Here is a 21,299-nt window from a genome sequence, read left to right as displayed (position 1 = left end):
TTATCGCCCTCCCAAGGAGCAACCGATCATGAAACGCCAAATACTCGCTACCGCCCTGTTGTCTATCCTGGCTTCCAGTGCTTTTGCCCTGCCAGCAGCCGAACAGGTTACCCCACAAGTCAAAGCCGACGCCGTGCATTTGAGCCAAACCCTGGCCCGCAGCGGTTCGCAGGAAGACGAAAACCGCGACTACGCCAAGGGCGCCGTTGCCGAAAATGGTTCGCAGCGTGCCAACGAACGCGCTTACACCGAAGGCCTGACCGAAAACGGCCGCAATCGCCTGGAACAGAAAGGCCTGGTTGAAGGTGGCGCTGATCGTCTGCAAGAACGCAATGCCGTGGCCGAAGGCGGTTCTGAACAAGCCAACGACCGTGCCTACGCCCAGGGTATCGCTGAAGGCGGTGCTGATCGTTTGCAAGAACTGCATCAAGCACAGAGCTAAGCCTGTGGTGACCCAGAAAAAAGCCCGATCCGTCGATCGGGCTTTTGACTTTTTGTAGCACCGGTCACGCAACGTCTCCCGCCAAGTTCGACGCCAACGAAGCGGTTTTGCTAGAGTGCTTCGCTGTACTTGCCGACAAAGCTCACCCGCCCATGCTGCCCCGCGCCGAACAGAAGCAACAGACCCGCCTCGCCCTGATGGACGCTGCCCGCCATCTGATGGAGTGTGGCCGTGGGTTTGGCAGCTTGAGCCTGCGCGAAGTGGCCAAGACGGCCGGCATTGTTCCCACCGGGTTCTATCGCCACTTTGCCGATATGGACCAACTTGGCCTGGTGCTGGTAAGTGAAGTCGGTCAGACCTTTCGCGCCACCATTCGACTGGTGCGTCACAACGAATTCGTGATGGGCGGCATTATCGATGCCTCCGTGCGGATCTTTCTTGATGTGGTGTCGGCCAACCGTTCGCAATTCCTGTTCCTGGCCCGCGAACAATATGGCGGTTGCCTGGCGGTGCGCCAAGCCATCGGAGCTCTGCGCGAAGACATCACCCGCGACCTGGCGGCCGACCTGACGCTGATGCCCAAATTGCAGCACCTGGACCCCGAAGGCCTGCATGTGATGGCCGACCTGATCGTGAAAAGCGTGTTCGCCACCCTCCCCGACATCATCGACCCACCGGCCCAGGCGCTGCCGGCACACCTCACGCCCCAGGCCAAGATCACCCAACAATTGCGCTTTATCTTTATCGGCCTCAAGCACTGGCAAGGCCTGGGCAGCACCGAATAAGCCAATCACGCCCCAGGATGAAAGCGCTTGGCGCCGGTGTAGTGTTTTTTCCAGTAGCGGTTACTCAACGAGTCGATGCGCACACGCTTGCCGGTGCTGGGCGAATGGATAAATTGGCCGTTGCCTATATAAAGGCCGACATGACTGACCCGGCCGCGCCCATTGCCCTTGAAGAACACCGCATCGCCAGGCTTGAGCGCCTCTGGCTGCACTGTCGTGGCACTCGATCGGTGCATCGCCGCTGTCGTGCGCGGCAAACGGATATTGGCTTCGGTCTTGAACAGATAGACCAGGAAACTGCTGCAATCAAACCCTTGCTCCACGGAGGTACCGCCGCCCTTGTAGGGCGTGCCGATCAACGCGTGGGCGCGATCGATCACATGGCTGATGGACGACTGCCGGGCAGTGCCAGCGGTCGCCGCCGCCGAAACGTTGGCTGAGGCGGTTGGAGCCGCGAGGACCAGACCGCCAATGGCCAGGCAACAAAATAACTTAAACATGATAAACGTCGCAGTGAATGACACACGGCGCAAAGCCTAATGAATGCACGCGTAACGCGATGAAAGTCGAATCGCTATATGGCGTAGGACAAATCCGAAAGCGCTCACAGCAGGTGCGCGAAACACCAAACAGCACCAATTTGGTGCGCAGCAGCCATTCAGCGACGCCCTGTTTAGTGGCATTGGAGTGCCTGCCTACAGGTAATTCCTACTCACCGACGGGGTTGGCAAGCCCCTTGCTCTAGCGGTTGTATCGCTCATAGCTGGAAGCTTTCTGATGCTGGTGATCCACCGCCGAATCGCCCCCCAGGCCCTCTGGGCCGCCGAGTTGCTGCTGAATTTCGAGGCACGCAGCAAAAGCCGCCTGCGCTGTTTCAGTGCCGACGGCGAAGACGTCGGCCTGTTCCTGGAGCGCGGCCAGCCACCGCTGCACGATGGCGAATTCCTACAGGCCGAAGACGGACGTGTCGTACGCGTGTGCGCCCGGCCTGAACAACTGCTGCACGTCACCTGCGCCAGCGCCTTCGAACTGACCCGCGCCGCCTATCACCTGGGCAACCGCCATGTGGCGTTGCAGGTCGGCGATGGCTGGTTACGCTTGCTCGATGACTACGTGCTCAAGGCCATGCTCGAACAACTGGGCGCCCACACCGAAAGCCTTGAAGCACCGTTCCAGCCGGAACACGGTGCCTATGGCGGTGGTCACCACCATTCGCGTCACGGCGATGAGGACTTCAATTACCCGCCCAAGCTGCACCAGTTCGGCGTGCGTCTATGAACCCAGCCTGGGCGCTGCTGCGTCTGGCCAGTCCGCAATTGCCGATTGGCGGCTACAGCTATTCACAGGGCCTGGAAATGGCCGTGGACAATGGTCGCGTCAGTGATGCAGCCAGCGCTCGCCGCTGGATCAGCGACCAGTTACGGCTCAACCTCGCACGCTTCGAGGCGCCGCTGTTGCTCGCCCATTGCCGCGCCGCTGCCGAGCAGGATTGGCCGACGCTGGCGCAATTATGCGAAGCACACCAGGCCAGCCGCGAAACCCGCGAGCTGTATCAGGAAAGCCGGCAGATGGGCTATTCGCTGCAGCAGTTGCTCAACGGCCTGCCGGAGCTGGACAGCGCCGCCCGTGCCTTCCTCGAACAACGCAGCGAACCCCATCTGGCGCTGGGCTGGGCCCTGGCGGCTCGCGCCTGGCAGATCAGCCCCGACGACGCCCTCGCCGCCTGGTTGTGGAGCTGGCTGGAAAACCAATTGGCCGTGCTGATGAAAACTCTGCCCCTGGGCCAGCAAGCCGCCCAACGCCTGACCAGCGAACTGCTGCCGCTGCTGCAGCAGGCCCAGCAGGACGCCGGCCGCGTCACCCCCAACACTGTCGGCAGCGCCGCGTTCGGCCTGTCCCTGGCATGCATGGCCCATGAGCGCCAGTACAGCCGCCTGTTCCGTTCCTAGGAGAAACACCACATGAACACACAACCCCTGCGCGTCGGCATCGGCGGCCCGGTCGGCTCCGGCAAGACCGCCCTGACCCTGGCCCTGTGCCTCGCACTGCGCGACCGCTACAACCTGGCGGTGGTCACCAACGACATCTATACCCGTGAGGACGCCGACTTCCTGGTCCGCAACGAGGCTCTGGCGCCCGAGCGTATCATCGGCGTGGAAACCGGCGGCTGCCCGCACACGGCCATTCGTGAAGACGCCTCGATCAACCTGGAAGCGGTGGACCAGCTCAACCGCCGCTTCCCCGGCCTGGACCTGATCCTGGTGGAGTCCGGCGGGGACAACTTGTCGGCCACCTTCAGCCCCGAGTTGTCGGACCTGACTATCTACGTGATCGACGTGTCCGCCGGCGACAAACTGCCGCGCAAAGGCGGCCCCGGCATCTGCAAATCCGACCTGCTGGTGATCAATAAGATCGACCTCGCGCCTCTGGTCGGCGCCTCGCTGGAGCTGATGAACAGCGACACCCAGCGCATGCGCAACGGTAAACCTTTTGTCTTCAGCAACCAGAAAACCGGCGTGGGCCTGGACGACATTGTTGCCTTCATTGAACGCCAAGGCCTGCTGACCGCCGCCTGATCACTCCAAAAGGAACCTGTTTATGACCCTCAATAAACTCTTGGCCGCCGCTGCGCTGCTGCTCACTCCGGCTCTGGCTTTCGCTCACCCTGGCCACGGCGACAACGGCCTGATAGCCGGGATCAGCCATCCGCTGGGCGGTATCGACCATTTGCTGGCCATGCTTGCGGTCGGCCTGTGGGCGGCGCAGCAAAAAGGCGCGGCCCGCTGGGCGCTGCCGTGCACCTTCGTTGGCACCATGCTGATCGGCGGCGTGCTGGGTTTTGAAGGCCTGGCGCTGCCGGCACTGGAAAGCGGGATCGCCGCGTCGGTGCTGGCCCTGGGCCTGGCCGTGGCATTGGCGGTGCGGCCGCCGCTGTTTATGGCCGTGGGTGCGACGGCGCTGTTTGCACTTTTCCACGGTGTGGCCCATGGCCTGGAGTTGCCGGACATGTCCAGCCCTTGGGCATATGCGGCCGGGTTTGTCGGCGCGACAGCTGCGCTGCATGCGGCCGGTTATGCGCTGGTGCGCTTCCTGCCGACAGCTGCCGCGCCGCTGGTGAGAATTGCCGGGGCAGCTTCGGCGGCGACTGGGGTGTGGCTGCTCGCCAGCTGACCGTCGCAAGCGACAAGCGGCGAGTAAAAACCGAACGGCTCTTACTTGCCGCTTGCAGCTCACAACTTAAAGCTGCCCCTCTGCTACCATGCGCGCCTACGCCCCAGCCGTGACGACGCCAGCCAATGCCCATCGCTTCCCCGCCTTCCTTGAATACCGTGCTCACGCACTTCCACAGCCTGATCGTGCCGCTCTGGCAGGGGCCAGGCTGGAACGCCGAGTTGGCGCTGCCGTATGAGGCACTGGGCGCCGATCACCAGCCGTTGCCCCCGCAACGCTACCGCGCCATGGCCTGCGCCCGGCAGTTGTACCTGTTCGCCAGCCTGATCGGCGAGCCCGGTGCGACCTTCGCCGAAGCCCGCGCGACAGCGTTGTTCCGTTCCCTGCAGCAGCACTTCCACGACGCCGAGCACGGCGGCTGGTTCTACAGCATCGACCCGGCCGGGCAGCCGCTGGATAAACGCAAAGACCTCTACACCCACGCCTTCATCATCTTTGCCTGTGCCCACTACTGGGCCAAGGTGCGTGAGCCGTTGGTGGAATCGGTGCTCAATGCCGCGCTTGCCGTGGTTGCCGAACGCTTCGCCACGGGCGACGGTCTGTACGAAGCGGTGCTGGAACGCAACTGGTCGTCCCTCAAGTCCGGCCCTTTGCAGAACCCACTGATGCACCTTGCCGAAGGCTTCCTCGCCACACTGGCCGTGCGTGAAGACGCCGTCACGCGGGACACGTTGCTGGACTTGGCCAGCGCACTGCAAAAGCGCTTCATCGACCGCCAGCACGGCGTGATGATGGAAAAACCACTGGGCGCGGTGGATAACTGGTTCGAGCCGGGACACCAGTTCGAATGGTTCTTTTTGCTGGAATCCTCGAATGTGCTGCGCGGTACGCCGCTGCATGCCTCGCTGAACCGGGCATTTGCCTACGCCGAGCAAAAGGGTGTGGATAAGTTAAGCGGTGCGGTCAGCGGCATGCTCGCCCTCGACGGCAGCGTGCGCGACGGCACTCAACGCATCTGGGCCCAGGCAGAATACCTGCGGGCCTTGACCCTGCGTCCCGGCAGCGAAGCGGTATTGCAACGTCAATTGCTGGCACTGCAAAACAACTTCCTGCACGACAAAGGCTGGCACGAATGCCTGGACGCCAAGGGCGCCGTGAGCCGACGGGACATGCCGTCGACCACGCCGTATCACTTGGCGACCTGTTATCAGGGATTGATCGAGCATCTCGGCTGAGGGTCAGAGCCTTTTGCGAGCACGCCCTGCACTCATTGCATCCTTTGGCCCCTCACCGTCCTCCCCCGGTGGTGAGCGGGCTTGCCCCGCGCGGGGCAAGCTCGCTCACTACAAAAATCAGCCTTTGGCACCCCGCTCAATCGCAAACCCGGCCCAGGTCTGGCTCACCGGCATCAGCTCCAGGCGGTTGATGTTGACGTGCGCCGGGGTGTTCATCACCCAGAAGATGGTGTCGGCAATGTCCTGCGGCTGGATCGGCTCGGCGCCGGCGTAGGTGGCGTCGTAGCGCGCCTGGTCACCGCCGAAGCGCACCAGGGAAAACTCGCTTTCGCACAGGCCCGGCTCGATGTTGGTCACGCGCACGCCGGTGCCTTGCAGGTCGCAGCGCAGGTTCAGGGAGAATTGTTTTACGAACGCCTTGGAGCCGCCATACACGTGGCTGCCGGGGTATGGGTAGCTGCCGGCGATGGAGCCCAGGTTGATGATGCCGGCGCCACGGCCGTGGGCGATCAGGCGCGGCAACAGCAGGTGGGTGGTGGTCAGCAGGCCTTTGATATTGGTGTCGACCATGGTTTCCCAATCGTCGAGTTCACACTTGGGAGCTGGGTCCGTGCCCACTGCCAGCCCGGCGTTGTTGATCAGGCCGCGCAACGTGGCGAACGACGGCGGCAGGTTGGCGATGGCGTCTTCCATGCCCTTGCGGTCACGCACGTCCACGACCAGGCCATGCACCTCGGTTTGCTTGGAAAGCTCCTCGACCAACGCATTCAAACGCTCGGCGCGACGACCGGTGAGCACCAGTTTCCAGCCGGCTTCGGCAAAACGACGGGCGCAGGCTTCGCCAAAGCCTGAAGTAGCGCCAGTGATAAACAGCGTGTTGGACATGGTGTTCTCCTTACGGGCATCGGTAAAAAATCAGCCAGCAGAATGCCCTTACGCCGCCGTTGCGGCAACCGCCGTGCACACACCTTCGCGCATAACTGGCTGTTTTTTAACCACTCGACGCGACGCCTTACAAACCGTGGCCTGCAGCCATATGCGCGCAGGTTATCCACAACTGCGCCCACAGTCTTTGGGGGCAAGTGCAAAACAGCTCAGGCCTCTATCCACAAGGCCTGCAGGCGATTTTAGAAAGTTTTTTGCTTGACCTCAGTCGGGCTGTATGTACGCGCGCGACAAGAGGAAAAATCCGAACGATGGCTCCAGGCCAGTTAATCCGGCCTCTGCGGCACTCTTTCCAGAGTTTAATCACAGACTTATCCACAGGCTTGCTGGACATATTCCGGTCATATACCTGTGTCTTTAAACAGGTTGACAAACCCCTTGGCCAGTCACCAAAAAACCGCTGATCAAAAATCAACCGCTGCGCTGTAAGCCACGTTTTTAAAGGCTTTCAGCCAGCTACTCCCACGTTACCCACAGCCGGTTCCACAGCGAATGGGGACAAGTCAAAACTGTGACAAAACAGGGATTTGCGGCGGCTATATGTCGCGCTTTGGAGGGTAGCCGGATTTGTTTTCCACAATTTGGGATTGCCAGGGTGGATGGCACAAAAACAACTGTGGGAGGGGGCCCTCCCACAGGGATCCTGCGTTTTAGATCAGTGCCCGCCCAGGTAGGCGTTACGCACCTCTTCGTTCACCAGCAACTCTTTGCCGGTGCCTGTCAGGCGGATCTCGCCGTTGACCATCACGTAAGCCCGGTCCGACAAGCGCAGGGCGTGGTTGGCGTTCTGCTCCACCAGGAAGATGGTCATGCCGGTGGCTGCCAGCTCGCGCAGGGTGGAAAAGATCTGCTTGACCACAATCGGTGCCAGCCCCAGGCTCGGCTCGTCCAGCAGCAACAGCTTGGGCCGGCTCATCAGCGCACGGGCGATGGCGAGCATTTGCTGCTCACCACCGGACATGGTCATGGCGCGCTGGTTACGCCGCTCCTTGAGCCGTGGGAACAGCTCGAACATGCGCTGCATGTCCTCGGCGGCGAACTTGTCGCCAATGGGGATGGTGCCCATCAACAGGTTTTCCTCGACAGTCATGTCAGGGAACACCCGCCGCCCTTCCGGCGACTGCGCGATGCCGTTGGAAGCGATGTAGTGGGAGGACTTGTGGGTAATCTCGACGCCGTTGTAGAGGATCTGCCCCGACTCGGCCCGCGGCTGACCGAAGATCGACATCAGCAGCGTGGATTTGCCCGCGCCGTTGGAGCCGATCAGGCTGACGGTTTCACCTTCGTTGATGTGCAGCGAGACTTTTTTCAGGGCCTGGATCGGGCCATAGAACACGTCCAGGTCTTTCATTTCGAGGATAGGTGCACTCATACCAGCTCCTCTTCGTCAGCGCCCAGGTAGGCGGCAATCACTTTCGGGTCGTTGCGGATCGCCTCCGGCCCGCCCTCGGCGATCACGTTGCCGTGGTCCAGCACCACGATGTGGTCGGAAATACTCATCACCATGCCCATGTCGTGTTCGATCAGCACCACCGTGAGGTCGTGTTCGTCGCGCAGCAGGCGAATCATCGCACTGAGGGCTTCGGTTTCCTGAGGGTTGAGGCCGGCTGCCGGTTCGTCCAGGCAGATGATCTGCGGCCGCGTGCACATGGCGCGGGCGATCTCCAGACGGCGCTGCTGGCCGTAGGAAAGCTCACCGGCCAGGCGGTTGGCGCAGTCCACCAGGTCCACCACTTCCAGCCAGTAGAAGGCGCAGTCCAGTGCATCGCTTTCGGCCTTGCGGTAGCCCTTGGTGTTGAGGATGCCCGCCAGCATGTTGCGGTTGACCCACATGTGTTGGGCCACCAGCAGGTTCTCCACCACCGACATTTCCTTGAACAGGCGAATGTTCTGGAAAGTCCGCGCCAAACCTGCACGGTTGACCAGATGGGTGCCGCCGAACATCTTGTAGTACACGCGGCTGAGGAAGCTCTTCGGCGACACGAAGTCGGTGGCCTGGAAGCGCTCGCCCAACAGTTGGATCACGTCGGTTTGCTTGCCGCGCACGTTGAGCTGGATCTTGCCGCCACTGGCTTTGTAAAACCCGGTGAGGCAGTTGAACACCGTGGTCTTGCCGGCGCCGTTGGGGCCGATCAGGGCGAAGATCGAGTTGCGTTCGACCTTGAGGCTCACATCGCTCAAGGCCTTGATGCCACCGAAGTGCATCATCAGGTGTTCCACGCAGAGGACGACTTCCTTGCTCATGGCGCCACTCCTTTACGTGGTGTCACACCGGTACGGCTGATGCGGATCAAACCGCGTGGTCGCCAGATCATCATCACCACCATCAACACACCAAACAGCAGCACGCGGTACTCGGAGAAGCTGCGCAGCAACTCCGGCGCAACGGTCAACACGAACGCGGCAATCACCACGCCCACCGTGGAGCCCATGCCGCCCAGCACCACGATGGCCAGAATCAGCGCCGACTCGAAGAAGGTGAACGACGACGGGTTGACGAAGCCCTGATAGCTGGCAAAGAACACCCCGGCCAAGCCAGCGGTGGAGGCACCGATGGTGAACGCCGAGAGCTTGACCAGTACGTGGTTCAGGCCCATGGAGCGGCAGGCGATCTCATCTTCACGCAGCGCTTCCCACGCACGGCCGACCGGCATGCGGGTCAGGCGATGCTTGATGTACAGCACCAGCAGCACCACCAAAAACAGCACGATGTAGATGAACATGAATTTGATGTTGGGGTTGTAGTCGATGCCGAAGAACTCGTGGAACGGAATCCCGCCATCCTTTGCACGCCTGCCGAATTCGAGGCCGAGGAAGGTCGGTGATGGCACCGGCATGCCGTTCGGACCGCCGGTGAACGACAGCCAGTTGTTGAGCACCAGGCGGATGATTTCACCAAAGCCCAGGGTCACGATGGCCAGGTAGTCGCCGTGCATGCGTAACACCGGGAAGCCGAGTATGCACCCGGCCAACGCGGCCGCGATGGCCGCCAATGGCAACACCGTCCAGAATCCCAGGCCCAGGTACTGGTAGCCCAGCGCCAGGCCATAGGCACCGATGGCGTAGAACGCCACGTAACCCAGGTCGAGCAGGCCCGCCAGGCCCACCACGATGTTCAGGCCCAGGCCCAGGAGTACGTAGATCAAGCCGAGGATCACCACGGTGAGCAGGTACTTGTTGGCGAAGATCGGGAACACGATGGCGATCACGATCAGCGCCGGAATGATCCAGCGCAGTCGCGATTTGTAATCGGGTTTGAGCACATGCACGCCCGAGCCTGAGCTTTCAAAGCCCTGCAGAATCTTCACGCCCTTGGGGGTTTGCAGAAACAGGCTCATGGCAAAGCGGCCGACCATCACGATGGCCACCAACAGGCCCACGCGGGCCGGTTCCAGGTTGAAGCTGTAGCCGTCGAGGACCACGCCGACGATCGGACCGAACACGATCAACGAAATCAGCCCGGCAAGGATCGTATCGACGACACTTTTCTTGATATCGATAGGTTTGGCAGCAGACATGTTTACACCTTCGCCACGAGTGGGCGACCAAGCAGGCCCTGGGGACGGAAAATCAGAATCACCACCAGCAGGGAGAAACTGAACACGTCTTTGTAGTCAGAGTTGATCAACCCCGAGAACAACGACTCGGAGATACCGAGGATGATCCCGCCCAACATCGCCCCAGGCAGGGAGCCGATGCCGCCGAGTACCGCTGCGGTAAACGCCTTGATGCCGATGATGAAGCCGGCATAGAAGTCAAAGGTGCCGTAGTTGAGCGTGATCAGTACGCCGGCCAGTGCGGCCATGGCGGCACCGATGACGAACACGTAGGAGATCACGCGGTCGGTGTTGATTCCCAGGATTGAGGCCATCTTGCGGTCTTGCTGGGTGGCGCGGCACATGCGTCCGAGCTTGGTGTACTTGATGATGTAAGTCAGCAAGGCCATGCCGGCGAAGGCGGCGACCAGGATGAACACTTTGGTGTAGGTGAGCTGGACGAACCCGCTGCCGATATCGACACGCCAGGCCCCGGCCAGCAGGGTCGGAATACCTTGTTGCTTGGCGCCCTGGGCGATCTGCGCGTAGTTCTGCAGGATCAGGGAGATACCGATGGCGCTGATCAGCGGAGCCAGTCGGGTGGAGTTACGCAACGGTTTGTAGGCGACACGCTCAATGACCCAACCGTACACGCCGGTGACGACGACGGTGAAGATCAAGGTGCCGAGTATGAGCAGCGGGAAGGATTCGATGCCGAAGTAAGCCAGCAGTGCCAGACTGATCGCCGCGAGGTAAGCGGAAATCATATAAACCTCGCCGTGGGCGAAGTTGATCATGCCAATGATGCCATAGACCATTGTGTAGCCGATGGCGATCAGGCCATAGACCGACCCGAGGGTCAGGCCGTTGACCAGTTGCTGCAGGAAAATACCATCCATAACGCAATCTCACGCGGTGAGCACCTGCACACCGGTGGGTGTGCGGCGCTTCTGGAGGAAAAGACAGATCTTGATCAGAACATGGTCCCCCTGTGGGCGGGGGCTTGCCGCCGATTGCGTAGGATCAGCTGAGCATCGGGGCTGACACACCGGCATCGGGGGCAAGCCCCTCCCACAGTCGGACTCAGGCGCTATGCCTTACTTCTGCTTTTCCAGCTGGTGGTATTTGCCGTCTTTATCCCACTGGTACACCACGTAGTCGGAGATTTTCAGGTCGCCCTTGGCGTCCCAGGTCTTCTCGCCCATGACGGTCTTGACCGGGTGGGCTTTGAGCCACTTGGCGGCGTCTTCACCCTTGTTGGACTTGGCGCCATTGAAACCTGCGGCCAGCGCCTGCAGCGAAGCGTAAGCGTAAAGGGTATAGCCTTCAGGCTCGTAGCCGGCCTTGCGGAACTCTTCCACCACCGCCTTGCTGTCCGGTAGCAGGCGCGGGTCAGCGCCGAAGGTCATGTACACGCCGTCGACGTATTGCTTGCCGCCTGCGGTCGCCACCAGCTCATCGGTCACGATGCCGTCATCGGACATGAACTTGACGTCCTTGAGACCGGCTTCACGGATCTGGCGAACCAGCGGACCGGCTTCGGGGTGCAGGCCACCGAAGTACACCACGTCAGCCCCGGTGGAACGGATCTTGGTGACCAGGGCGCTGAAGTCTTTCTCGCCACGGGTCAGGCCTTCTTCAAGCACCGGCTTGACGCCGCGCTTGGTCAACTGAGCAGCGGTGGCATCGGCCAGGCCTTTGCCGTAGGTGTCCTTGTCGTTGATCACCGCGACTTTTTTGCCCTTGAGCACGTCGACGATGTAATCGCCGGCGACGATGCCTTGCTGGTCATCACGGCCGCACATGCGGAACATGGCGCCCAGGCCGCGTTCGGTCACTGCCGGGTTGGTAGAGCCTGGGGTGATCGCGATGATGCCCGCTTCGTCGTACACTTCAGAGGCCGGGATGGTGTTGGACGAGCAGAAGTGCCCGACCACACCGATCACTTTTTCCTGGTCCGCCAGGCGGTTGGCCACAGCCACAGCCTGCTTGGGCTCGCAGGCATCGTCGCCGGCGACCAGCTTGATCTGCTCACCGTTGATACCGCCGGCCTTGTTGATGCTATCGGCTGCCGCCTGGGCACCCTTCATGTACTGCTCACCGAACGATGCGTTGGCGCCCGTCATCGGCCCCGCCACGCCGATCTTCACATCAGCTTGAACAAACGTAGAAACACCCAGCGCCGCAGCAACGGCGAGGGCCAGAAAACCTTTCTTGTAAAACGTCTGGGACATGAGTGGTGCTCCGATATTTTTGATTTTTGGCACGACAACTTGCATTCAAACCTTTCACCGAAAGCTCAGAGCAAGCGTCGTGCCAGTACGTTTTTATTCTTCAAAAAGACACGGTGTCATTGTAATTACAGGCGTTTCGCCACCGCTTGCCAGCACGTGCAACCCCCTAGCTCACGGAGGTACAACCAGCCGCCTTAAAAAGTACAACCCTGGCAGGTCGCACCTGCAACCGGATGTACAAACGACTCTTCCTACACGTGTTACAACATGCGTAACGGAAGTGCACATTTACAGTGCAGGACTGCTACGACTTGCACCAATACAGATGGGTAGCCGGCTAAGAAAATGCAGGCTTTTGTGCGGTATTTCGCTGATCAGATGACGATCCTCAGGCATTGGCCGGCGTGATACAGCGAAAACCCAGCCTCATACAAGCAACTGCGCAAGCCAACGCCGGCCAACGGCTGCATCGGCGCGAAGGGAATCGGCAGTGCCTGGGGATTCTGGTGACACAAGTAGTCGGCAAACGCCTTGCCGACCACGCTGCCGGTGGTCACGCCGCGCCCGTTATAACCGGTGACGGCGACCAGGCCGGGGGCCGGCTCGAACAGGCGCATCAAGTGGTCGGGGGTGAAGGCAATGCAACCGGTCCAGGTGTATTCCCATTGCACCGATTTGAGGTACGGAAAGTAGTGCTGCTGCACCCGATCGGCCCACGCTTTGAGGAACCAGGCCGGTTTCTGGTTGCCGTTGCCCAGGCTGCCAAGCAACAGACGGCCATCGGCATCGCGGCGGATGCTGCTCAACACCTGGCGCGTGTCCCACGAGCCCTGGCCGCCTGGCAGAATCTGCCGGGCGGCTTCATCGGTCAGCGGGGCCGACGCGACCTGATAGTAATAACCGGGGAAAAAGTTACGCCGCAGTTCGGTCCATTCGCCTTCGGTGTAGGCGTTGGAGGCGATCACCACCTGTGCCGCCTGCACCGCGCCGTGCGGGGTCTGCACCGACCAGCGCGCGCCCTGGCGCTCCACCTGGGTCACCGGGGAATGATCGAACAGTTGCCCGCCGAGGCCGAACGCCGCGTTGGCCAGGCCCGAGGTGTAGGCCATCGGGTTCAACGTACCCGCCCGCCTGTCCAGCAACGCAGCGGCGATTTTTTTAGTGCCGGTAGCGGTCTCGCAGGCCTGCCCGGTGAGCAGTTCGACCGGCGCACCACGGCGCTTCCATTGTTCTTCACGACTGCGCAAGTCCGCCTCGCCACGGGCGTTGTGCGCCATGTGCAAAGTGCCCTCGCGGCGCAATTGGCAATCGATGTTGTATTTGTCGATCAGGCTGAACACCAGTGAAGGTGCCGCGCCCAACATGCGGTTGAGCTGGCTGCCCACCGCTTCGCCGAAACCGGCTTCGATGTCATCCGGGGGAATCCATAAACCGGCGTTCACCAGCCCGACGTTGCGCCCCGAGCCGCCGTGGCCGGTGCGATGGGCCTCCAGCACGGTGACGCTTTTACCTTGTTCCAGCAAATGAATGGCCGCCGACAAACCGGTGATGCCGGCGCCGATCACACACACGTCCACCTGGACTTCGCCCTTGAGCGCAGCACGGTCCGGCCGGCTGGGAGTGAGGTGTTCCCACAAACATGTTTCACGTAGTGCCATTGCCAGACTCCGATGAGACCCAACAAACCTCTAACTGCAAATGCGCTCAGCGGTGGGAGGTGGCATGCCCCCTCCCACACTCATCTCACTGCGACTTCAGGTATCAGTCGAAGGTAATGCCCTGGGCCAACGGCAACTCCAGTGAATAGTTCACGGTGTTGGTCTGGCGACGCATATACCCACGCCACGCATCCGAGCCCGACTCACGCCCGCCGCCCGTCTCTTTCTCACCGCCAAACGCGCCGCCGATTTCCGCGCCGCTTGGGCCGATGTTGACGTTGGCGATGCCGCAGTCGCTGCCCACCGCCGACATGAACTGCTCGGCCTCGCGCACATCGGTGGTGAAGATGCACGACGACAGGCCTTGGGGTACGGCGTTGTTCAGGCGCAGGGCTTCGGCGAAGTCGGTGTAGCCGACCACGTAGAGAATCGGCGCGAAGGTTTCGGTGCACACCACGTCGCTTTGCTCAGGCATTTCCACGATGGCCGGCGACACGTAGTAAGCGTTAGGGAATGTGTCTTGCAACTGGCGCTTGCCACCGAACACCTTGCCGCCTTCGCTCAGGGCTTGCTCAAGGGCGTCCTGCATGTTGTCGAAGCCGTGCTTGTCGATCAGCGGCCCGATCAGGTTGCCTTGCAGCGGGTGGCCGATGCGCACTTTGGAATAGGCCGCTTTGAGGCGGGTGACGATTTCTTCCTTGACCGACTCATGGGCGATCAGGCGGCGCAGGGTGGTGCAGCGCTGGCCAGCGGTGCCGACGGCGCTGAACAGGATGGCGCGCACCGCCATGTCCAGGTCGGCGCTTGGGCCGAGGATCATCGCGTTGTTGCCGCCCAGCTCAAGGATGCTGCGGGCGAAACGTGCCGCGACTTTGGGTGCCACTTCGCGACCCATGCGGGTGCTGCCGGTGGCGCTGATCAGGGCCACGCGGGGGTCATCCACCAGCGCAGCGCCGGCATCGCGGCCGCCGATGATCACCTGGCTCAGGTAGGGCGGCGCGTCACTGAAGTCCTTTAACACGCGCTCGAACAACGCCTGGCAGGCCAGGGCGGTGAGCGGGGTCTTTTCCGACGGTTTCCAGATCACCGCGTTGCCGCACACCAGCGCCAGGGCGGTGTTCCACGCCCATACGGCGACCGGAAAGTTGAAGGCGCTGATCACGCCGACCACGCCCAGGGGGTGCCAGGTTTCACGCATATGGTGGCCGGGGCGCTCGGAGGCGATGGTCAAACCGTACAACTGACGCGACAGGCCAACGGCGAAGTCGCAGATGTCGATCATTTCCTGCACTTCGCCCAGGCCTTCCTGGGTGATCTTGCCGGCTTCCCAGGACACCAGCTCGCCCAAGTCGGCCTTGTATTGGCGCAGCACATCGCCGAATTGGCGTACCAGCTCGCCGCGACGCGGGGCCGGGACTTTGCGCCAGGCCTCGAATGCATGCTCGGCGCGACTGACCTGTTGCTCGACCTCGGCGGCACCTTCCCAGTGCACATTGCCGATACAGCTGCCATCAATCGGCGAATGCACGGGCTGTTTGCCCGCCTGGTACAGCGCCGGGTTCACCCCGAGACGATCAAGCAATGCGGCAACCATGGGTCACTCCTTCAATCTGCAAGCAAAAAATCGCACCGCGCCATGCACGGCGATCCAGGGCTTATTTGTAGCTGGCCCAAGACTTGCCAACAAACGACGATTAGGCGAGATATCATTCCGTTTATTCATGCAAAGCATAAAAAGAGGCACGCCGTGCTGAACAAAAGACATTTGCCCTCGATCACCGCCCTGCAGTGTTTCGAAGCCGCCACCCGCCACCTGAGCTTCACTCGCGCCGCCGAGGAACTGAACCTCACGCAAAGCGCGGTGAGCAAACAGGTGGCGCAGTTGGAAGAGTTGCTGCAGCACCTGCTGTTTCGCCGCGTGCGCCGACGCTTGCAGATGACCCCGGCGGGCGACCTGTACCTGGTGGAAGTGCGCAAGATCCTCACGCAGGTGGAGATGTCCACCCACTACCTGCGCTCCTACGGCGGCGAGACTGAAGTATTGCGCGTGTCCACGCCCTACACTTTCGGCGCGCGTTGGCTGGTGCCGCGGCTCAAGGGCTGGCGGCTGCGGCATCCACAGATCCATCTGGACCTGTGTAACGAGCAGGAGCCGGACGAGTTGCTGCAAGGCAAGGCCGACATAGCCTTCTATTTCGGCCAGGGCGCGCGTCCCGGCACCGAGAGCCGGAAGCTGTTCAGCGAGGAGCTGGTGCCGGTGTGCGCCCCCGAAAGCCTGCCGACAACGCCTCTGACCGACCCCACCCAACTGAGCCAACTGGTGCTGCTGCAAAACGCTTCACGGCCCCAGGGCTGGCACGACTGGTTCGCCAGCCAGGGTTACCAGACCGAGCACAGCTACCACGGGCCGCGCTTTGACACCTTCTATATGTGCATTCGCGCCGCACAGGTGGGCTGTGGCGTGGCGCTGTTGCCACGGTTTCTGGTGGAGGAGGAACTGGCCGACGGCAAGCTGGTGATTCCCTGGCAGCACGCGATGCCGAGCCAGGACGCTTATTACCTGGCGTATCCGGAACATTCAGCGGAGGTGCCCAAGGTGCGCGAGTTTGTGAAGTGGATGCTGGCTCAGGTCTGACTTTGGAATGCACTCCAAGTGTGGGAGGGGGTTGCTCCCGATAAGGCCAGCAGCCTCACTGAAAAAATCACTGGCAAAAACCCACAAAGCTGGCGCAGTCCGCTATTGCCGCGCTCAACAGAAAGAATGTAAGGACGTCTTGATCTTCCAGTAACCGCCCTGCGAGCAAGGTTTGCCGCTGGAGCAGGTCGGCCCGAGAAAACTATTCTCGCTGAAGGCGGACGAACCCGGCATGGGTTTGCCCGTCGCCGGGTCGAGGACCATTGCCTTGGCCAACTGCCTGATCAACGACTCGCTGGGCTTTTCTGGCGGGATATTGGCCAGGCGTGCTTCCAGCCATTGCAGCTTGCCGTCCCAGGCGGGCAGTTCTGCGGGAGGTAGCGGGAGGATTTCGTTGATTTCGGGGACTTTGGGGTCGGCGTAGGAGTAATTTGCGAGAATTCGCCAGATTTTTTCATAGCGTTCGGCGCGTTCGAGGTCTTGCTGCTGGTTGAGGTAGTACAGCGTATCGGAGGGAAGAGGACCGCGAAATGCCTCTTCTAGTCGACCCGCAGAAGTTTCATCACCAGCAGCCACTCCCAATTGGAATACCTCAAGAGCAGCCTTGTATTCGCCCTCGATTTTGAGGCCAATACCTAAAGAAACTGCTGCCTCACCATTGCCCTGTTCAGCCGCGCAGCGTCGCATTTGCCGAGCTATATCTGGTGCAACTTTAATCGGCGCCAACTTATCTCCGACGACTTTCTGAGCCACGGCACTGCCCTGATCTGCGGCCTTACGGAAGTAGCGCAACGACATTTCCTCGTCTTGCTTCAACCCCGCGCCCCCCTGCTGCAGGAATATCCCGACAAAGTAATAACCTGTCGCCACACCCGCATCGATCAGTTGCTGACTCAGGCGCAGATGTTCATCGCCACGGAGCTTGAACTTTCCACGCATCGCGCCGTTCTGCAGATTGATATTGGCCTTGTAATGTTTGTTCTCGGCAGCAATGCGATACAGCCGCTCAATTTCGGCATCGACGGTCTTGTCTTGTTTGAGCTGGTTGTTTTTTTGCAACCAACGGGCGTATTGGAATAGCACATCGGCTTCCCTGGATGGATCGGGAATGGTTTCGTGCACACAGGTAAAGGTCGGTTTTTTCTTGGCCTCAGTAATCGGATTCATTGGAATGTCCTGACTCAGCTGTGTTAGGGGGCCGCCGTTGTTACAGGCCGCCAGCAGCAAGCTTGATAGCAGAAGGGCTGGGCGCATCAATTGAGGTCCTTCAGGGTGGCTTTTTCGTAATAAAAACCGACGAGCGCAGATTTAGGTGTCAACTCTTTCGATTGGCGTTTTTTGTTTTCCTTGATGATGCCCGTGCAATCGGGTCGCGTTGTTCACTGCGTTCAGATAAACCTGCTCGGTATCACGCAGAAAGAAACTACCGCAAACTCGGCATGCCCGACCGCGGCGCAGACAGTCCTGCAAAAATTACTGGCCCCCCCGCAAAGCTGGCGCAGCCTGCTATTGCCGCGCTCAGCAAGAATGTAGGGGCGTAGCCCTTCATCCGAGCAGCCCCCATGTCACGCCTCTATCCGATTGCACGTATTTATCCGGCAGGGGCCAACACCGTGGCCGGTAGAAGTCCACCAGGGCCTGCGGCATGATCTCGCCCTGTTCGAAATAGCGGGGCGCGTTTCTTTCCACCAGTTGATAAAACGCGTCAACGCCAGACCACTTGATCTTCCAGTAACCGCTCTGCGGGCAAGGTTTGCCGCTGGAACAGGTCGGCCCGAGAAAACTATTCTCGCTGAAGGCGGGCGAGCCCGGCATGGGTTTGCCCGTCGCCGGGTCGAGGACCATTGCCTTGGCCAACTGCCTGATCAACGACTCGCTGGGCTTTTCTGGCGGGATATTGGCCAGGCGTGCTTCCAGCCATTGCAGCTTGCCGTCCCAGGCGGGCAGTTCTGCGGGAGGTAGCGGGAGGATTTCGTTGATTTCGGGGACTTTGGGGTCGGCGTAGGAGTAATTTGCGAGAATTCGCCAGATTTTTTCATAGCGTTCGGCGCGTTCGAGGTCTTGCTGTTGACCGAGATAGTAAAGCTGATCGGACGGTGGCGGATTACGAAAGCCTTTGTGCAAGCGGGACGCCGAGGTACTGGTACCTGCAGCCACTCCCATTTGGAATGCTTCGAGGGCATTTTGGTATTCACCTTCAATTTTAAGGTCAATACCTAAAGAATTTGCAGCCTCACCATTACCCTGGGCAGCAGCGCAGCGGTACATTTGAAGTGCAACTTTCGGGGCGATGTCGATAGGCTCGAGCTTTTCTCCAATTAAGTATTGAGCCAGGGCACTGCCCTCATCGGCCGCCTTACGGAAGTAGCGCAACGACATTTCCTCGTCTTGCTTCAACCCCGCGCCCCCCTGCTGCAGGAATATCCCGACAAAGTAATAACCTGTCGCCACACCCGCATCGATCAGTTGCTGACTCAGGCGCAGATGCTCATCGCCACGAAGCTTGAACTTCCCACGCATCGCGCCGTTCTGCAGATTGATATTGGCCTTGTAATGTTTGTTCTCGGCAGCAATGCGATACAGCCGCTCAATTTCGGCATCGACGGTCTTGTCTTGTTTGAGCTGGTTGTTTTTTTGCAACCAACGGGCGTATTGGAATAGCACATCGGCTTCCCTGGATGGATCGGGAATGGTTTCGTGCACACAGGTAAAGGTCAGTTTTTGCTTGGCCTCAGTAATCGGATTCATTGGAATGTCCTGACTCAGCTTTGTAAGGGGGCCGCCGCTGTTACAGGCCGCCAGCAGCAGGCTTGATAGCAGAAGGACTCGTCGCATTAGTCGAGGTCCTTCAGGGTGGCGTTACCGTAATAAAATTCGATGAGCGGAACGCTTGGAGTTATTTTTTTTGATTGGCGTTTTTTGTTTTCGGTAATGATGTCTGTCCAAGCCTCAAACGCATCCTTTGGATCATCCTGCGCCCCCCTCCCATCCGTATGCAGATCCCACAACCGCCGCCTCAACGCCTGCGTCACACTCATCCACTCATGGGCAATATTCAGCTCGCTATCGACCTGCATGCTACGAGTGTTGATATTCGCCGAGCCCAAGGTGGTAAATACGTCGTCGACGATCATCAGCTTGGAATGGATGTACACCGGCACCCACGGCTTGCCGGCCGGCGAATCAGGTGCCACCAGTGAGCAGATGTGAACCTTCAAGCCCGGTACCTCCTGCGCAATAATCGTGCTGTCCTCAATTTCCTTGATTTTCTGATCCAGTTCGGCCTGCCACTTGGCCAACTCCCTCTGCCCGACGTGATCGCGCGGATCAGGTGTCGGCCTGGGCGGTGCGGCGCCTTTTACCTGTTCGAGACGCCGTAGTTTGGTTACGTTCGCAATCGTGTCGGCGCGCCCCAGGCTTTCAAGCATGCGCTGGGTATTCACCGTGCCCGCCCCGATGCCGTCATCGGTCGCATTGGTGATCACGAACAGGTGCAAAGCGCCATGCACACCCGGATCGCGCCCCCCGCCGGTCTGATCCGACGCCGCCTTCTTGATAGCCTCGGCCAACGGCGGCCAGCGAAAGTACTGGTTCTCGATGTAGATAAATTGGGTCGCGTTGTTCACTGCGTTCAGATAAACCTGCTCGATATCGCGCTTGCCCGCTTGCGCCTGAGTGCGCAGCACTTGGGCCATTTGGCGAGTGACGCCGGGGCTGCATTGCAGTTGCGGCCCGATTTGCTTGGCTTGGCGAAGATCAAGCAGATCCTCGCCGGTCTCCTTAAGCCAGGCGCTGGCGAAGTTATGGTGCAGGTGTTCCAGAATCGGCCCACTGACCTGGCTGGAAATATCCTGGCGCGGGGTGGCACCTCGCGGGCCGCGATTGGGTGCGGGTTTGCTGCCCTCTGAGCGGTTCAAAGCCGAGTGTTTGTCCGTGTCCCAATATGCATCGAGCATGTTGTGGCCCATGACAAAGCCAACAGCTCGATCCGGCAGTTCGTAATCGACCAGCACGCTCTTTTGGTGATGGCTGGCCGTCCACCTCAGCGCATGACGCATCCTTGTACTTTTACCGGGCAGGTTCGCCTCGCCCGCGAAGCCGGCAGAGTTGAGCGGCATTTCCCACACCAATACGCGAACCTTGACCCCTTCACGAGCCTTGTTTTTGAGCAGTTCACCGATGCTAGGGGCAATGCCATTGCGGACAAAGTACATCGACGGTTGGAAGCCCCAGCAGATGATGTCGACCGTTTTGGTGGCCTGGGCGATCGCTGAATGCACGGCCTTGAAGGTTTCTTCGCCATTGATCAGAGGTTGATAGGTGGCTATCGCGGGCGGGTATTCAGTGTTCTGCACGTACCAGCGCGGGGCGCAGGTCACTTGCTGGGTATGTCGCAGCGCGACGGGGCTAACGATGTCGGGTCCATTCATTGCTCTGTTCCCTGGACTTAGTGAAAGCCCAGAGAGTAAAGAGAGGTTATCCGTGACGAATGTCAGACGGTTCGCCTTTCCCAGCGGGACGCGTCTCGATTCTTAATGTTTGACGCGTTTATCTTGCTGAGGGAATAGCCCATATCAGAAAGAAACTACCGCAAAACTCGGCATGCCCAACTGCGGCGCAGGCAGCCATGCAAAAAATCACTGGCAAAACCCCACAGG

General features: G+C 60.3%; 20 protein-coding genes. 8 read left to right on the top strand and 12 right to left on the bottom strand.

The features are described 5' to 3' along the window. Window positions 1-28: 28 nt before the first annotated feature. Together PSH59_RS02830 and PSH59_RS02825 are read left to right on the top strand one after the other, a co-directional pair. Window positions 29-442: a hypothetical protein gene (locus PSH59_RS02830; RefSeq protein WP_305394253.1), complete on the top strand. Its 414-nt coding sequence runs from the start codon at window positions 29-31 to the stop codon at window positions 440-442. A 152-nt stretch (window positions 443-594) separates the two neighbouring features. Continuing rightward, complete coding sequence (locus PSH59_RS02825) at window positions 595-1,227, top strand: TetR family transcriptional regulator (protein WP_248077515.1); 633 nt, start codon at window positions 595-597, stop codon at window positions 1,225-1,227. A gap of 5 nt (window positions 1,228-1,232) precedes the next feature. Here PSH59_RS02825 and PSH59_RS02820 read toward each other — a convergent pair whose 3' ends face one another. Beyond that, window positions 1,233-1,727 carry a C40 family peptidase gene (locus PSH59_RS02820; protein ID WP_248077512.1) on the bottom strand — a complete coding sequence of 165 codons (495 nt, stop codon included), beginning with the start codon at window positions 1,725-1,727 and terminating at the stop codon, window positions 1,233-1,235. A 277-nt stretch (window positions 1,728-2,004) separates the two neighbouring features. Between PSH59_RS02820 and ureE the strand changes: the two genes are divergently transcribed. The 5 genes from ureE to PSH59_RS02795 all read left to right on the top strand — a co-directional run bounded on the left by ureE (window position 2,005) and on the right by PSH59_RS02795 (window position 5,633). Next, window positions 2,005-2,505: an urease accessory protein UreE gene (ureE, locus tag PSH59_RS02815; protein ID WP_248077509.1), complete on the top strand. Its 501-nt coding sequence runs from the start codon at window positions 2,005-2,007 to the stop codon at window positions 2,503-2,505. Then, the gene (locus PSH59_RS02810) at window positions 2,502-3,176 is read left to right on the top strand and encodes an urease accessory protein UreF (protein WP_248077506.1); all 675 of its coding nucleotides are present in this window, start codon (window positions 2,502-2,504) and stop codon (window positions 3,174-3,176) included. Before ureE ends, PSH59_RS02810 begins: the two co-directional genes overlap by 4 nt. 12 nt (window positions 3,177-3,188) lie before the next feature. Beyond that, window positions 3,189-3,803 (top strand): urease accessory protein UreG, encoded by a 615-nt coding sequence (ureG, locus tag PSH59_RS02805; RefSeq protein WP_017526387.1) that lies wholly within the window; start codon window positions 3,189-3,191, stop codon window positions 3,801-3,803. Between the two features lie 22 nt (window positions 3,804-3,825). Next, window positions 3,826-4,398, top strand: coding sequence for a HupE/UreJ family protein (locus PSH59_RS02800; RefSeq protein WP_248077503.1), 573 nt, complete (start codon window positions 3,826-3,828; stop codon window positions 4,396-4,398). A gap of 125 nt (window positions 4,399-4,523) precedes the next feature. Continuing rightward, window positions 4,524-5,633 carry an AGE family epimerase/isomerase gene (locus PSH59_RS02795; RefSeq protein WP_305394252.1) on the top strand — a complete coding sequence of 370 codons (1,110 nt, stop codon included), beginning with the start codon at window positions 4,524-4,526 and terminating at the stop codon, window positions 5,631-5,633. 117 nt (window positions 5,634-5,750) lie between these two features. On the opposite strand, the gene PSH59_RS02790 is transcribed toward PSH59_RS02795, so the two are convergent. The 8 genes from PSH59_RS02790 to PSH59_RS02755 form a co-directional block, all read right to left on the bottom strand. Further along, window positions 5,751-6,518 (bottom strand): SDR family oxidoreductase, encoded by a 768-nt coding sequence (locus PSH59_RS02790; protein ID WP_248077499.1) that lies wholly within the window; start codon window positions 6,516-6,518, stop codon window positions 5,751-5,753. Window positions 6,519-7,233: 715 nt separating this feature from the next. Further along, on the bottom strand, window positions 7,234-7,950 hold the full coding sequence (locus PSH59_RS02785) for an ABC transporter ATP-binding protein (protein WP_305394251.1): 717 nt from the start codon (window positions 7,948-7,950) through the stop codon (window positions 7,234-7,236). Continuing rightward, window positions 7,947-8,822, bottom strand: coding sequence for an ATP-binding cassette domain-containing protein (locus PSH59_RS02780; protein WP_248077494.1), 876 nt, complete (start codon window positions 8,820-8,822; stop codon window positions 7,947-7,949). Before PSH59_RS02780 ends, PSH59_RS02785 begins: the two co-directional genes overlap by 4 nt. Continuing rightward, a complete protein-coding gene (gene livM / locus PSH59_RS02775; RefSeq protein WP_248077491.1) occupies window positions 8,819-10,096 on the bottom strand; it encodes a high-affinity branched-chain amino acid ABC transporter permease LivM in 1,278 nt (425 codons plus the stop codon). The genes PSH59_RS02780 and livM overlap by 4 nt, the downstream gene beginning before the upstream one ends. A 2-nt stretch (window positions 10,097-10,098) precedes the next feature. Next, complete coding sequence (locus PSH59_RS02770; protein ID WP_003236186.1) at window positions 10,099-11,013, bottom strand: branched-chain amino acid ABC transporter permease; 915 nt, start codon at window positions 11,011-11,013, stop codon at window positions 10,099-10,101. 198 nt (window positions 11,014-11,211) lie between these two features. Then, window positions 11,212-12,348, bottom strand: coding sequence for a branched-chain amino acid ABC transporter substrate-binding protein (locus PSH59_RS02765; RefSeq protein WP_305394250.1), 1,137 nt, complete (start codon window positions 12,346-12,348; stop codon window positions 11,212-11,214). 374 nt (window positions 12,349-12,722) lie between these two features. Beyond that, entirely contained in the window at window positions 12,723-14,006 is a 1,284-nt protein-coding gene (locus tag PSH59_RS02760; protein WP_305394249.1) for an FAD-binding oxidoreductase, read from the bottom strand. Window positions 14,007-14,109: 103 nt separating this feature from the next. After that, window positions 14,110-15,600, bottom strand: a complete 1,491-nt coding sequence (locus PSH59_RS02755) for an aldehyde dehydrogenase family protein (RefSeq protein WP_223495273.1) — start codon at window positions 15,598-15,600, stop codon at window positions 14,110-14,112. A 153-nt stretch (window positions 15,601-15,753) separates the two neighbouring features. Between PSH59_RS02755 and PSH59_RS02750 the strand changes: the two genes are divergently transcribed. Beyond that, window positions 15,754-16,641, top strand: a complete 888-nt coding sequence (locus PSH59_RS02750) for a LysR family transcriptional regulator (protein WP_137220175.1) — start codon at window positions 15,754-15,756, stop codon at window positions 16,639-16,641. 114 nt (window positions 16,642-16,755) lie between these two features. Here PSH59_RS02750 and PSH59_RS02745 read toward each other — a convergent pair whose 3' ends face one another. The 3 genes from PSH59_RS02745 to PSH59_RS02735 form a co-directional block, all read right to left on the bottom strand. Next, window positions 16,756-17,895, bottom strand: coding sequence for a sel1 repeat family protein (locus PSH59_RS02745; protein ID WP_305394248.1), 1,140 nt, complete (start codon window positions 17,893-17,895; stop codon window positions 16,756-16,758). A 291-nt stretch (window positions 17,896-18,186) separates the two neighbouring features. Further along, window positions 18,187-19,476, bottom strand: a complete 1,290-nt coding sequence (locus PSH59_RS02740) for a sel1 repeat family protein (protein WP_305394247.1) — start codon at window positions 19,474-19,476, stop codon at window positions 18,187-18,189. Next, entirely contained in the window at window positions 19,476-21,071 is a 1,596-nt protein-coding gene (locus tag PSH59_RS02735) for a phosphatidylserine/phosphatidylglycerophosphate/cardiolipin synthase family protein (protein ID WP_305394246.1), read from the bottom strand. The genes PSH59_RS02740 and PSH59_RS02735 overlap by 1 nt, the downstream gene beginning before the upstream one ends. Window positions 21,072-21,299: the final 228 nt, after the last annotated feature.

The sequence above is a fragment of the Pseudomonas sp. FP2309 genome (assembly GCF_030687575.1).
GTDB lineage: Bacteria > Pseudomonadota > Gammaproteobacteria > Pseudomonadales > Pseudomonadaceae > Aquipseudomonas.
Note: the sequence above shows the minus strand (reverse complement) of the source record. Positions and strands in the feature narration are given on the sequence as shown.